Annotated in this window: 14 protein-coding genes; 11 read left to right on the top strand and 3 right to left on the bottom strand. The window is 47.3% G+C overall.

What is annotated here, in order from left to right:
* Positions 1–6: 6 nt before the first annotated feature.
* Positions 7–852, top strand: coding sequence for a DUF817 domain-containing protein (locus tag ACTHR2_RS02250; protein WP_263335802.1), 846 nt, complete (start codon positions 7–9; stop codon positions 850–852).
* A 58-nt stretch (positions 853–910) separates the two neighbouring features.
* Here ACTHR2_RS02250 and ACTHR2_RS02245 read toward each other — a convergent pair whose 3' ends face one another.
* Both ACTHR2_RS02245 and ACTHR2_RS02240 read right to left on the bottom strand, forming a co-directional pair.
* On the bottom strand, positions 911–2452 hold the full coding sequence (locus ACTHR2_RS02245; RefSeq protein WP_263335799.1) for an L-lactate MFS transporter: 1542 nt from the start codon (positions 2450–2452) through the stop codon (positions 911–913).
* 223 nt (positions 2453–2675) lie between these two features.
* Complete coding sequence (locus ACTHR2_RS02240) at positions 2676–3257, bottom strand: superoxide dismutase (protein WP_263335796.1); 582 nt, start codon at positions 3255–3257, stop codon at positions 2676–2678.
* Positions 3258–3411: 154 nt separating this feature from the next.
* Between ACTHR2_RS02240 and dnaB the strand changes: the two genes are divergently transcribed.
* The 6 genes from dnaB (at position 3412) to ACTHR2_RS02210 (ending at position 8258) form a co-directional block, all read left to right on the top strand.
* The gene (gene dnaB, locus ACTHR2_RS02235; protein ID WP_263335793.1) at positions 3412–4818 is read left to right on the top strand and encodes a replicative DNA helicase; all 1407 of its coding nucleotides are present in this window, start codon (positions 3412–3414) and stop codon (positions 4816–4818) included.
* Between the two features lie 156 nt (positions 4819–4974).
* Entirely contained in the window at positions 4975–5643 is a 669-nt protein-coding gene (locus ACTHR2_RS02230) for a pilus assembly FimT family protein (RefSeq protein ID WP_263335791.1), read from the top strand.
* Between the two features lie 12 nt (positions 5644–5655).
* Positions 5656–6303: a type IV pilus modification protein PilV gene (gene pilV / locus ACTHR2_RS02225; RefSeq protein ID WP_263335788.1), complete on the top strand. Its 648-nt coding sequence runs from the start codon at positions 5656–5658 to the stop codon at positions 6301–6303.
* Between the two features lie 2 nt (positions 6304–6305).
* Positions 6306–7241, top strand: coding sequence for a PilW family protein (locus ACTHR2_RS02220; RefSeq protein ID WP_263335784.1), 936 nt, complete (start codon positions 6306–6308; stop codon positions 7239–7241).
* On the top strand, positions 7220–7765 hold the full coding sequence (locus ACTHR2_RS02215; RefSeq protein WP_263335781.1) for a pilus assembly PilX family protein: 546 nt from the start codon (positions 7220–7222) through the stop codon (positions 7763–7765). The genes ACTHR2_RS02220 and ACTHR2_RS02215 overlap by 22 nt, the downstream gene beginning before the upstream one ends.
* A 4-nt stretch (positions 7766–7769) precedes the next feature.
* On the top strand, positions 7770–8258 hold the full coding sequence (locus ACTHR2_RS02210; RefSeq protein ID WP_263335778.1) for a PilX family type IV pilin: 489 nt from the start codon (positions 7770–7772) through the stop codon (positions 8256–8258).
* A gap of 52 nt (positions 8259–8310) precedes the next feature.
* Here ACTHR2_RS02210 and ACTHR2_RS02205 read toward each other — a convergent pair whose 3' ends face one another.
* Positions 8311–8931, bottom strand: coding sequence for a Smr/MutS family protein (locus tag ACTHR2_RS02205; RefSeq protein WP_263335774.1), 621 nt, complete (start codon positions 8929–8931; stop codon positions 8311–8313).
* A gap of 136 nt (positions 8932–9067) precedes the next feature.
* Between ACTHR2_RS02205 and ACTHR2_RS02200 the strand changes: the two genes are divergently transcribed.
* The 4 genes from ACTHR2_RS02200 (at position 9068) to ACTHR2_RS02185 (ending at position 12889) form a co-directional block, all read left to right on the top strand.
* Complete coding sequence (locus ACTHR2_RS02200) at positions 9068–9445, top strand: hypothetical protein (protein WP_107769431.1); 378 nt, start codon at positions 9068–9070, stop codon at positions 9443–9445.
* A gap of 135 nt (positions 9446–9580) precedes the next feature.
* Positions 9581–11056, top strand: a complete 1476-nt coding sequence (gene trpE, locus ACTHR2_RS02195; protein WP_440375300.1) for an anthranilate synthase component I — start codon at positions 9581–9583, stop codon at positions 11054–11056.
* Positions 11057–11099: 43 nt separating this feature from the next.
* Positions 11100–11669, top strand: coding sequence for an RNA 2'-phosphotransferase (locus ACTHR2_RS02190; RefSeq protein WP_440375299.1), 570 nt, complete (start codon positions 11100–11102; stop codon positions 11667–11669).
* Between the two features lie 83 nt (positions 11670–11752).
* Entirely contained in the window at positions 11753–12889 is a 1137-nt protein-coding gene (locus ACTHR2_RS02185) for a 5-(carboxyamino)imidazole ribonucleotide synthase (protein WP_440375298.1), read from the top strand.
* Positions 12890–12946 lie beyond the last annotated feature (57 nt).

The raw sequence follows: 12946 nt of genomic DNA, 5'->3' as shown, positions 1-12946 counted from the left end.
GAAAATATGTTGGGCAAACTGGATACTTGGCTGACTGAGCATCCCAAACGCAAGGACTTGCATGGTTGGCGACGCTTTATCGTTGAATTTTGGTTTTTCGGTTTAAAAGAAGCACGAGCCTGCTTATTTGCAGGCTTATTTTTCATTGCCATGTTTCTTATTCCGAAAACAGGTTGGCTGGGAATTTCGCGCTATGACCTGCTGCTGATTTTTGCCATCTCCGTACAAGCAGCCATGCTGTATTTCAAGCTGGAAACTTGGGATGAAGTGAAATCGATTACGCTGTTTCACTTGGTGGGCTTTGCTTTAGAGTGGTTCAAAACATCAGGCGATATCCAATCTTGGAGCTATCCGGACGAAGCTTACACTAAAATCGGCGGCGTACCGCTGTTTGCGGGCTTTATGTATGCCGCAGTCGGCAGCTATATCATTCAAGCATGGCGGCTGTTTGACCTCAAAATCAAAAGCCATCCGCCATATTGGTTGGGTACTTTGTGCGCACTGGCGATTTATATCAATTTTTTCACCCATCACTATATTGGCGACTATCGCTGGTATCTTGCTGCTTTTGCTCTCGGACTATACGCGCGGACAACGGTCTTATACACGCCCTATGACACCACTCGCAGAATGCCGCTCCTGCTCGCTTTCGTCCTGATCGGATTTTTCATTTGGCTGGCAGAAAATTTGGGAACTTTATTCGGCGTTTGGCGCTATCCAAACCAAATCGGCGCGTGGGCATCGGTACACATCAGCAAATGGAGTTCATGGGCTTTACTGGTAATGATGACTTTTACCATCGTTGCGAATTTAAAACACATCAAACATACCATCAGCGTATCAAAAGATTAGTTGCTTAATATTTTAAAAGGCCGTCTAAAACTTTCAGACGGCCTCTAATTTTCAATAATCAATTAAACAAACTTAAGGCTTTAACAAATACCATAATGACGCCATAGCCCAAAGGAACGCAGACCAAAGCCCAGCGCCACCATACACCGATACCGCCCGCTGATACTTTCTTACTGATCAGATAGGCATCGGATACAGCAGTTTCATCATCGGGATTGCGGCTATGTGCCGCTACTTTAATGTCTTTCTCGTGATGCTTTTCATGAACCGAACGGACACTCAAATTACACAACAAACCGACAATCAACAAACCCGCCATGATGTACATGGTAATGCTATAAGCCTCGGCAGCCGGAACGCCGCTTTCAATTTGACTTTGACGGATATAGTTAACCAATACCGGACCAATAACGGCCGCAGTTGACCATGCCAGCAAAATCCTGCCGTGGATTGCACCGACTTGATAAGTGCCGAACAAATCCTTCAGATACGCCGGAATGGCTGCAAAACCGCCGCCATACATGGAAATGATGACGCAAAACCCAATAACAAACAAAGCCTTGTTACCGCTCTCGCCAATCGACGGAATGGCAAAATACAACAGTGAGCCGAGCACAAAGAAAATAGTATAAGTATTTTTACGCCCGATTTTGTCGGACACGCTGGACCACAAAAATCGGCCGCCCATATTAAACAGGCTCAACAGGCTCACAAAACCTGCCGCCGCACCTGCGCCAATGGCAGCCTGTTTACCGACAGAAGTTTCAGAAAACAGCTCCTGAATCATGACAGAAGCCTGACCTAAAACGCCGATACCCGCTGTCACGTTCAGACACAACACCCAAAACAAGAGCCAGAATTGCGGCGTTTTCATGGCTTGTGAGACATTGACATGATTACTGCTGACCAATTTGCTTTTGTTTTTCGGCGCAACATAACCTTTAGGTTTCCAGCCATCGGCAGGTACACGGATCGTAAACGCGCCAAACATCATCAACACCAAATAAAACAACCCTAAAACCACAAAAGTCTGCGCGACGCCAACCGAAGTTTCACTGGAGAAAAAACTCATCAGCGATACCGACAAAGGCGAGGCCAACATCGCGCCACCGCCGAAACCCATAATCGCCAAACCTGTCGCCATACCTGGTTTATCGGGAAACCATTTCATCAAAGTCGATACAGGCCCGATATAGCCCAAGCCCAAACCAACCCCGCCAATCACACCGTTGCCCAAATAAAGCAAAAACAGATTGTGCGTATGGACGCCGATCGCCGACACAAAAAAGCCCAAACTAAAGCAGCAGGCAGCAACAAACATCGCCTTACGCGGCCCAACGCGTTCCATCCAAGTACCGAACATAGCGGCAGATGCGCCCAACATCGCCAAGGCAATACTGAAAATCCAACCGACCGTGGTCAGCTTCCAATCTCCTGCAGCCGACTCAGTGATGCCGATAAGCTTGGTCAGCGGCGCATTAAACACGGAATAAGCGTATATCTGCCCGATGGCAAGATGCACGGCCAAAGCGGCAGGTGGTACCAGCCAACGATTAAAGCCGGGTTTGGCAATGGTCGCCTCACGGTCTAGAAATTTCATAAAATCCTCTTGTTTATGTGTATCAAACGCTGATTCCATATCATGCGGAATCAAAAAATTGTTGACAATATTTTAGCATAATCTCCCGTTTATCCTTTTTTCTGCTCCATGATAATTTTGCGCATCAGACAGAAAAAACATTCATCTAAACCATCTCTTCGCGTCCATATCGACAAAAAGGCCGTCTGAAAATTTTTCAGACGGCCTTTTCATTCATATCGTTTTATGCGGCAAAGCGTTTGGCAACTTCATCCCAGTTAACGATTTCCCAGAAACCTTTCAGGTAGTTAGGACGGCTGTTACGGTAGTCGATGTAGTAGGCGTGTTCCCATACGTCGCAAGCCAACAGTGGAGTGTTTTCAGTAGTCAGCGGAGTACCTGCATTGGAAGTAGAAACCAGATCCAATTCACCGGCAGGCGTTTTTACCAACCATGCCCAACCGGAGCCGAAAGTACCGGCCGCGCAAGCATTGAACGCTTCTTGGAATTTCTCGAAGCTGCCCCATTTGGCGTCGATGGCCGCAGCCAATTCGCCGGCAGGTTTGCCTTGGCCTTTAGGGGTAAAGCCCAGCCAGTAGAAAGTGTGGTTCCAAGTTTGGGCAGCGTTGTTGAACATACCGCCGGAAGATTTTTTCACGATTTCTTCCAAAGGCATTTCTTCAAACTCAGTGCCTTTAATTTGATTGTTCAAATTGGTGATGTAAGTTTGATGGTGTTTGCCGTAGTGGAACTCCAAAGTTTCTTTAGTCAGATGGGGGGATAACGCATCCAGTTCATAAGGCAATTGTGGCAGCTTGTGTTCCATTTTTATGCTCCTAATTATTGATATTTATATTTTGGTAGTGTGTGTTGTCAAATCAACAACATTGCTATTTTACCTGCTTTAGCCTAAACAAACCAATTGAACTTACACTGCGCTATAATAGTGGATTGCAATTTTCCAGCCAGAGATGCCCGTCATGAGCAATTATTCCGATATGCCGTCTGAAGACCGTGAAATCAGCGCATTGTCACTGCCGCCACATTCCACAGAAGCGGAGCAATCCGTTTTAGGCGGCCTGATGCTGGAAAATTCGGCTTGGGACCGTATTGCCGATGTCGTTTCCGGCGAAGATTTCTACCGCCACGAACACCGCCTGATTTTTCGTGCAATTGCCAACCTGATTAATGAAAACCGCCCTGCCGACGTTATTACTGTTCAGGAAAGTTTGGAACGCAATGAAGAATTGGAAGCGGCAGGCGGATTCAACTATCTGATTACACTGGCGCAAAACACGCCATCCGCAGCCAATATCCGCCGCTACGCCGAAATCGTGCGCGAACGTTCCATCATGCGCCAGCTTGCCGAAGTCGGCACGGAAATTGCACGCAGCGCATACAATCCGCAAGGGCGCGATGCAGGCCAGCTTTTGGACGAGGCGGAAAACAAAGTATTCCAAATCGCCGAAAGTACCGCCAAATCCAAACAAGGCTTTCTTGAGATGCCCGACCTTTTGAAAGAAGTGGTCGAACGCATCGATATGCTTTATTCGCGCGACAATCCTGACGAAGTAACCGGCATATCGACAGGTTTTATCGACCTCGACAAAAAAACATCAGGCCTCCAACCGGGTGATTTGATTATCGTCGCAGGCCGTCCTTCCATGGGTAAAACTGCCTTCTCCATCAATATTGCCGAACACGTTGCCGTAGAAAACAAATTACCTGTTGCCGTATTCTCTATGGAGATGGGCGGTGCGCAGCTGGTTATGCGTATGCTGGGTTCAGTCGGACGTTTAGACCAAAGCGTTTTAAAAACCGGCAGATTGCAAGACGAACACTGGGGCCGTCTGAACGAAGCGGTCGTTAAACTCTCCGATGCACCCATGTATATCGATGAAACTCCGGGCTTGACCGCGCTCGAACTCCGCGCCCGCGCCCGTCGTCTTGCGCGCCAGTTCAACGGCAAATTGGGTTTGATCGTCATCGACTACCTGCAATTAATGTCAGGCTCCGGCCGTTCTGACAACCGTGCTTCCGAGCTTGGCGAAATTTCCCGCTCCCTCAAAGCATTGGCTAAAGAATTGCAAGTTCCCGTCATTGCCCTGTCACAGTTGAGCCGTACAGTTGAGCAGCGTACCGACAAACGCCCGATGATGTCCGACTTGCGTGAATCCGGCGCAATCGAACAAGATGCTGACTTGATTATGTTTATGTATCGCGACGAATACTACAACTCAGAATCACCCGCAAAAGGCTTGGCGGAATGTATTATCGGTAAACACCGTAACGGTCCCGTCGGGAAAGTATTCCTCACTTGGATGGGTCAATTTACCAAATTTGATAATGCCGCCTATATTCCAGAATCCATGTTGATGGAAGATTGAGACAGATTGTCTGAAAAACTAACCGAATTTCATATTTCATTAGTCACGCATTACAAAATCGTTTAAAATAAATCTAATAAAAGCAAAAGCATTGCCACAGGCAAGTGCAAAAGAGAAAACGTTAGTTACCCAACACATTACTACCAAAAATCACTCATGTATCAGACACAAAAAGGCTTCACCCTAATTGAGTTGCTGATCGTCATTACTATTGCAGCAGTAATGGCCGTCATCGCACTTCCCAATATGAATCAATGGATTGCCTCCAGACGTGCGGCATCGCAAGCAGAGCAAATTGCAAATCTGCTGCGCTTCGCGCGGAATGAAGCCGTCCGTCTCAATCTTCCCGTTTACATCTGTCCGGTCAAAATTAAATCCGATGGCTCGCCCAATAATGGTTGCGATTCCAAATATGCCGGTAATGGTATGTTGGCCTACGCCGATAAAAACGAAGACTTACGCTATCAAAACGACACAGTCGATTTATCTATCCGCTCCATTATCCTTAATGGAAATACCGACAAAGTGGAATACAGCTTCAACTATATCCCTATCGGTACTGAACGTCCTGCCCTCTCGGCCTCAGCTTCAAAAGAAGTCTGGTGGAGATTTCTTCCTAATGGTACATTTGGCCATTCAACCGATGGTAAGAATTATCAATTTTCAGACGGCCACATCAAAATCAGCCTGACGGATAAATCCGCCGCCGATGCTGAAACCAAGAAAGCCCGTGCTACCGTACTTTTAATCAATGGTAATGGGCATGTCGAAATCTGTGCTAAAAACGATGAGCGCAAAATGTGCGAATACTCTTCCAAAGAATAACAACTGTATCTTATGAACATTACTAATCCTACTCATCTCAGATTATTTAAAGGCCGTCTGAAAACGAGCTCAACAAGCTTTACCCCAAAACTTCAATCAGGTATGACCCTGATTGAAGTTTTGATTGCCATGTTTGTCCTTACCATCGGTGTGCTCGCCCTTCTGGCTGTTCAATTGCGTACCGTATCCAACGTGCGTGAGTCTGAAAATCAAACCACCGTCGCCCAAATTACTCAAAATCTGATTGAAGGCATGCTCATTAACCCAACGCTCTCTGAAGAAACCGATACTACAGGGGAAAAAACCTCCCGTTATAAAAAATCCTATGATGCCTATCTAAAATCCGACTCTAAACAAACTGGAAAATTTGAAGCCAAAATGAGCAAAGCCCAACTTGCACAGGCTCAAATTGCACAGTTTAAGGTCGACTTAGCCAAAGCCCTTCCCGAAGCCCAAGTGTTCTCAACCATCTGCAAAGATTCTTCCGGTGCAGAGCCAACTTACGAAAATGGGTTTAACGCAAAATGCGATGGCAAAGGCGACACGACCATCGTGAAAGTTTTATGGTTACAAGATGTCGAAGAAGAAAATAGCGCAAAAAATCTCAATACATCGGGGCATCACGTTGTCTATACCTACCAATCACGCGTAAGAGACTAACAATGAACAATAAACGCTTACTCAACCATATTCCCAATAAAACTGCCATTCAAGGCTTCAGCATCCTTGAATTTCTGGTTGCCAGCCTGCTCAGTATGATCGTCTTAATGGCTGTCAGCTCCACCTACTTTACTGCACGCGGATTGAACAAATCTGCCAACACCCGTATCGGTATCCAACAAGATTTGCGCAACACCGCCAATATGATCGTCCGTGATGCGCGTATGGCAGGCAATTTCGGCTGCTTCAATATGTCGAATTTTCCTGCCTCTGCAGTAATAGAAGACAAAAGCTCAGATGAATACACATTGAAAACAGCTGGTGTGAATAAGCTGTTGCCAGTTAAAGAAATCAATAAATTAGGCTATGCAGGTTTTGCTCAAACCGGCAAAGCCCTGCTGTTTCAATATGGAATCGACAAAGCAAACCCTGCTGCAAAAACTGCTATTGTCAGTAGCTGCTCAGGCATTGCAAAGCCTCAAACAGAAATTAAAGATTTAGCTGCGGCAAAATTGGCTTTAAAAATTAACGACTCTGATCAAGACGGCAGTATCGCCATCATGAAACATGAAATGATTGCCTACGCTGTCGGTAAACTTGGTGAAGAGAGCGGTTTGTTCCGTTTCCAATTATCAAATGATGGCTCATGGAGTAATCCGCAGCTGTTGATTAAAGGCATTACAACCATGGATATCCACTATATCTATGCAGAATGTCCTGATTCTGAAAATGCATCTGCCAGCGGAGTAAATACAGAATCATTTGATTACAAAAACGCATTGGATATCTCAGCTGAGGCTAAGTCTCCGGCTTCTATCCAAATCGTACTGAATAACGGCAGTATTGACCCATCAAAAGAACAAGACAATAAAGTCGATATCTATAATATTAATGCCACTATCCGCGGAGGAAACGTATGCGCCGACCGATCACTCTAATCAAACCTGACCGGCAGCAGGGCTATGCTTTGTTTATCGTCTTAATGATGATGGTCGTCATCGCCCTGCTCGTGGTCACAGCTACCCAGTCCTACAATACTGAACAGCGTATCAGCACCAATGATGCCGACCGCAAACTGGCAACCACCCTAGCCGAAGCGGCACTGCGTGAAGGTGAAAATCAAATTTTTGATATTGAAGGTAAAAAGACTACTTTTACCGCAAAATGTGAAAAAGGTTTATGTTCCACACCAAACGTAAAATCCAATGGCGATTTTACTGAAGAAGGTAGCCCAACCGTAGATGCTTGGAAGCGCAAATGCGACAAAAACCTGTGTATTGACGCCAATGGTACGGAATATCCTTTAGATAAAAAAAGCGGCATCGCAAACAATCCCCGCTACATCATCGAATATTTAAGTAAAACTACTGAAGGCCGAATCACCTACCGCGTTACCGCCAAAGCATGGGGTAAGAATGCCAATACCCAAGTCGTTCTTCAGTCTTACGTTGCCAGCGAATAATATAATGAATACCACCTCTACCAAACAACTAGGCTTTACGCTGGTTGAGATGATGATTGCCGTCGCCATCTTAGCCATTCTGGGCATCATTGCCATTCCCTCTTACAACCGCTACATTGAACGCGGCCACCAATCACAAGCGCATGCCGAGTTAGTCGCCATCAATTCCGCTTTTAAAAACCAGATGGTTAAAAATCCAAAGTGGAAAACTGATGAGGTTAAAACTCAGTTGGATGACTTTATTTCCTCATATAAAGGCCATAAAGATTTGGCAGACAAATACAAATACTCTGCCGACATGATTAATGCCGACAAAAGTCGTGCCTATCGTTTGAAAGCTATTCCCACAAAAACAGGCTATACCCTTTCCGTTTGGATGGATAGTTTGGGCAATGCTTACAAATGCACTGATATTGATTCAGCCAATAATTTCAAAACTGCAATGACCAATGGAAAAGGTTGCGAATCGGTTTCCAAAAAGAAATCTTCTTAGTCTGACAAACATAAAAAAGCAGTGTCATCTTACTGACACTGCTTTTTATATTTTACTGCTTCCAATCATCGTCTCGGCGTTGACGCTTCAACAAAATCCTGACTGCGCCATCATTGCCTTGTCGAGGTTCGACATAAGCCAACACGTCAGGATGCTGCATCAACCAGCGGCGCGTCATATTTTTCAAAACCGGTTTATAGCCTGCAGAACCCAAGCCGCTGCCGTGGACAATCTCGCCGCAAACGCCGCGTTTTTTCGTAAACTCAATAAATTCGTTCAATACCTGCTGCGCTTCCTCCTGCGTATAGCCGTGCAAATCTACATCCGCCACCACGGGATAATGGCCGTTTCGCAAACGCATCAAATCATTTTTACCCTGCCCATTTTTACTGAACGAAGCCGGCGGTTCTTCCCAGCTGCCGCTGCCCACATAAAAATAATCTTCCTGCTCCAAAGTTGCCATTTCTTTAGGTCGCGGTTTGATAGGCGATTTATCGCGAGGCTGTTCATAATAGTTGCCGGCATTTTTCAAAGGCGTAACCTTGCCAACCGCCTTGCTGAAATCCACATCTTCTGCCTGCTTTTTAGCCTTCGCTTCCACTTCCCGCTCCGCAGCTTCCTTTTTCGCCTGTTTGCCCAAAGCCTTCAGCGTTTCTTGAAAGTTTGCCGTCATGGTTTGTCCTTTCCAAAAAATTGATTGCACACATTATAGCAAACCCGATTACAAGACCGTCTGAAAGACTCTTATCATCGCTTCTTGTTTAGGGTATAGTATTAACGCATTGCCAGTCTTACAAAAGAGAGAAAATATGTTTAAACGCCCGGAAGAAATCATCGTCTTGATACTTGCCCTATTATGGGTTGGACTCAGCTACTACTTTGCTGCCATCCTGATTTCAGATGCCTACACCATTCTCCTGATTACCGTACTAACTTTCGTTTGGGCGGCCATCTGTTTCTTTTTATGGCAACGCAACTTAAGCCGTCATATTTGGCCGCTGTTCCTCGGCAGCCTGGTTGCCTGCTGGTGGCCGTACTTCACTTGGCTTGCAAGCGATGTTCCCGAAGGCACATGGTATTCAGGCTGGACATTCAAATCCATTATCGCCCTGATTCCCGTTGTGGCTGCTTATATCTTCAAGTGGAAACGGAGCCGAAAAAACAAAATCTCCAATACCCTTGCCTGATACCTCGCGCCGTCTTTTTCAGACGGCGTTTTCCATATCTGACATAACGCTCAGACTGTCAACAATTCCAATAAAATGCTATACTCTTCACACGATTTAACACCCTAAAACAGGCCGTCTGAAAGACTTATCAAGATGATCAGCAAACAAGAATACCAAGCCCAAGCCGCACAAGGTTACAACCGCATTCCACTCGTTCAAGAGCTGCTTGCCGACTTGGACACACCGCTCTCAATCTACCTCAAACTTGCCAACAAGCCTTTCACCTACCTGCTCGAATCCGTTGTCGGTGGCGAACGCTTCGGCCGCTATTCCTTTATCGGCCTGCCTTGCAGCCACTATCTCAAAACCAGCGGCAAACATGTCGATGTGTATCAAAACGGCGAAATCGTCGAACAACACGACGGCAATCCCCTGCCCTTTATCGAAGCCTTCCACAACCGCTTCAAAACGCCCGAAATTCCAAGCCTTCCGCGCTTTACCGGCGGCCTAGTCGGCTACTTTGGTTATGAAACCATCTACAATTTCGAACATTTTTCCCACCGCCTGAAACATACGGCTAAAGCCGATCCGCTCGGTACGCCCGACATCCTCCTGATGCTCTCGCAAGAGCTTGCAGTAGTGGATAACCTAAGCGGCAAAATCTACCTGATTGTTTATGCCGATCCGTCTCAAGCCAACAGCTATGAACGCGCGCGCGAACGACTTGAAGACATCCGTACCCAGTTACGCCAAAGTTGTGCCATCCCGCTTTCCCTCGGCAGCAAGCAAGCCCAAGCAGTCAGCGAATTTGGAGAAGAACCTTTCAAAGCCTGCGTCAACAAAATCAAAGACTACATCTTTGCAGGCGACTGCATGCAGGTTGTCCCCAGCCAACGCATGAGCATGGAATTTACCGACAATCCGCTTGCCCTCTACCGCGCCCTGCGTACGCTGAACCCATCGCCGTATATGTTCTACTACGATTTCGGCGATTTCCATATTGTCGGCTCTTCGCCCGAAATCCTCGTCCGCCGCGAACGCGACGACGTCATCGTCCGCCCTATTGCCGGTACTCGCCTGCGCGGCAAAACACCAGCCGAAGACCTTGCCAACGAACAAGACCTGCTGAGCGATGCCAAAGAGATTGCCGAACACGTCATGTTGATTGACTTAGGACGCAACGACGTCGGCCGCATCAGTAAAACCGGCGAAGTCAAAGTCACCGACAAAATGGTGATTGAAAAATATTCCCATGTGATGCACATCGTCTCCAACGTCGAAGGCCGTCTGAAAGACGGTATGACCAACATGGACATCCTCGCCGCCACCTTCCCCGCAGGCACACTTTCCGGCGCCCCCAAAGTCCGCGCCATGGAGATCATCGAAGAAGTCGAACCAAGTAAACGCGGCATCTACGGTGGCGCAGTCGGCGTATGGAGTTTCAACAACGACATGGATTTGGCCATTGCTATCCGCACCGCCGTGATTAAAAACAATACCCTCTTCGTCCAAAGCGGCGCAGGCGTAGTTGCCGACTCCGACCCAACCTCCGAATGTCAGGAAACCCAAAATAAAGCCCGCGCAGTAATACGCGCAGCACAAATGGTGCAAGAAGGGTTGGATAAATAATTTTCAGACGGCCTGCGCTCTGAAATGACTAAACAACAAGATTATGATACTCAACGAAAAACAACTAAAATCCATCAGCAAATTCCTAAGCTTTATCTTACGCCATCATCCCGAGCAAATCGGCATTACTTTGGATAAAGACGGCTGGGTGGATATTGATACCCTGCTGACACAGGTAAATCATCCCGAGCGCGGCTTTACGGGCAATCTGCTGACCTATGAAGTATTGTTGGAAGTGGTCGAAAACAACGATAAAAAACGGTTTACCGTATCAGAAGACGGCAAACGTATCCGCGCTGCGCAAGGTCATTCGACGGCACAAGTTCAAGTCGAACACAAAGTGGCGACGCCTCCTCAGATTTTGTATCACGGTACGGCTGAACGCTCTGTTCCGTCTATTTTGAAGCAAGGCCTGCATTCTGCCTCGCGCCATTTTGTCCATCTGTCTGCCGATGCTGCAACAGCCGTCAACGTCGGCTCCCGCCACGGCAAGCCGGTTGTATTGACCATCGACACTGTCACCATGCTTGCAGCAGGACACCAATTTTATTTGGCGGACAACGGCGTATGGTTAACTGAAAACGTTCCGCCGCAATTTATCGGCAAACTTTAAAACATCAGGCCGTCTGAAGCCGTAAAACCATTTTCAGACGGCCTGCAAACACCCTACCCAATTTCTTCATAAAGCGATTATCCATGAACACATCCCCCATCCTCCCTCCTGCTATGCTCGGCATTCTTGGCGGCGGACAATTAGGCAGAATGTTTACTGTTGCTGCCAAAACCATGGGCTACAAAGTAACCGTACTCGATCCCGACCCGAATGCGCCGGCGGCGGAATTTGCCGACTGCCATTTATGCGCGCCATTTGATGATGAAGCAGCTTTGGAAGAATTGGCAAAATGCGCGGCGGTTACGACCGAGTTTGAAAACGTCAATGCCGGCGCGATGCGTTTTCTCGCCAAATACACCAATGTTTCCCCCAGCGGCGACTGTGTTGCCATCGCGCAAAACCGCATTCAGGAAAAGGCATGGATACGCAAAGCAGGCCTGCAAACCGCGCCATATCAAGCAGTTTGCAAAGCCGAAGACATCACTGAAGAAAGCGTACAATTTCTGCCCGGCATCTTAAAAACTGCCACTTTAGGCTACGACGGCAAAGGCCAAATCCGTGTAAAAACATTGGATGAACTCAAAGCCGCGTTTGCCGAACACGGCGGCGTGGATTGCGTTTTGGAAAAAATGGTGGATTTGCGCGGCGAAATTTCCGTTATCGTATGCCGTCTGAACAATGACAACGTGCAAACTTTCGACCCTGCCGAAAATATTCACGAAAACGGCATCCTCGCCTACTCCATCGTCCCTGCGCGACTGAGTGCCGACGTGCAGCAACAGGCGCGACAAATGGCGCAGCGTTTGGCCGATGAATTGAACTACGTCGGCGTATTGGCAGTAGAAATGTTTGTTGTCGGCGACACGCATGAATTGGTCGTCAACGAAATCGCGCCGCGTCCGCACAATTCCGGCCACCATACCATCGACGCCTGCGCGGCAGACCAATTCCAGCAACAGGTCCGCCTGATGTGCAACCTGCCTCCGGCTGATACCAAATTACTGAGCTCTTGCTGTATGGCGAATATTTTGGGCGACGTTTGGAAGGAAGATGGCGGCGAACCCAAATGGTTGCCGCTGCAAAGCAACCCGAATGCACATCTGCATCTTTACGGTAAAAAAGCCGCGCGCAAAGGTCGAAAAATGGGCCACTTCACCGTTTTGGCCAATGATGCGGACAACGCGTTCCAAACCGCACAAACCTTGCATCAAAGCCTGTAACCTTACCCACTTTTTCAGACGGCCTTTGATCGCTAAAGGCCGTCTGAAATCAATTTT

This window comes from Neisseria sp. P0006.S004 (assembly GCF_051963015.1).
GTDB lineage: Bacteria > Pseudomonadota > Gammaproteobacteria > Burkholderiales > Neisseriaceae > Neisseria.
Note: the sequence above shows the minus strand (reverse complement) of the source record. Positions and strands in the feature narration are given on the sequence as shown.

Excerpts from the sequence above, each read along its gene's own strand:
- ACTHR2_RS02230 (WP_263335791.1), top strand. The coding sequence starts at position 4,975 with ATGTATCAGACACAAAAAGGCTTCACCCTAATTGAGTTGCTGATCGTC.
- trpE (WP_440375300.1), top strand. The coding sequence starts at position 9,581 with ATGATCAGCAAACAAGAATACCAAGCCCAAGCCGCACAAGGTTACAAC.
- ACTHR2_RS02220 (WP_263335784.1), top strand. The coding sequence starts at position 6,306 with ATGAACAATAAACGCTTACTCAACCATATTCCCAATAAAACTGCCATT.
- ACTHR2_RS02200 (WP_107769431.1), top strand. The coding sequence starts at position 9,068 with ATGTTTAAACGCCCGGAAGAAATCATCGTCTTGATACTTGCCCTATTA.
- ACTHR2_RS02185 (WP_440375298.1), top strand. The coding sequence starts at position 11,753 with ATGAACACATCCCCCATCCTCCCTCCTGCTATGCTCGGCATTCTTGGC.
- ACTHR2_RS02205 (WP_263335774.1), bottom strand. The coding sequence starts at position 8,931 with ATGACGGCAAACTTTCAAGAAACGCTGAAGGCTTTGGGCAAACAGGCG.
- ACTHR2_RS02250 (WP_263335802.1), top strand. The coding sequence starts at position 7 with ATGTTGGGCAAACTGGATACTTGGCTGACTGAGCATCCCAAACGCAAG.
- ACTHR2_RS02240 (WP_263335796.1), bottom strand. The coding sequence starts at position 3,257 with ATGGAACACAAGCTGCCACAATTGCCTTATGAACTGGATGCGTTATCC.
- pilV (WP_263335788.1), top strand. The coding sequence starts at position 5,656 with ATGAACATTACTAATCCTACTCATCTCAGATTATTTAAAGGCCGTCTG.
- ACTHR2_RS02215 (WP_263335781.1), top strand. The coding sequence starts at position 7,220 with ATGCGCCGACCGATCACTCTAATCAAACCTGACCGGCAGCAGGGCTAT.
- ACTHR2_RS02190 (WP_440375299.1), top strand. The coding sequence starts at position 11,100 with ATGATACTCAACGAAAAACAACTAAAATCCATCAGCAAATTCCTAAGC.
- ACTHR2_RS02245 (WP_263335799.1), bottom strand. The coding sequence starts at position 2,452 with ATGAAATTTCTAGACCGTGAGGCGACCATTGCCAAACCCGGCTTTAAT.
- ACTHR2_RS02210 (WP_263335778.1), top strand. The coding sequence starts at position 7,770 with ATGAATACCACCTCTACCAAACAACTAGGCTTTACGCTGGTTGAGATG.
- dnaB (WP_263335793.1), top strand. The coding sequence starts at position 3,412 with ATGAGCAATTATTCCGATATGCCGTCTGAAGACCGTGAAATCAGCGCA.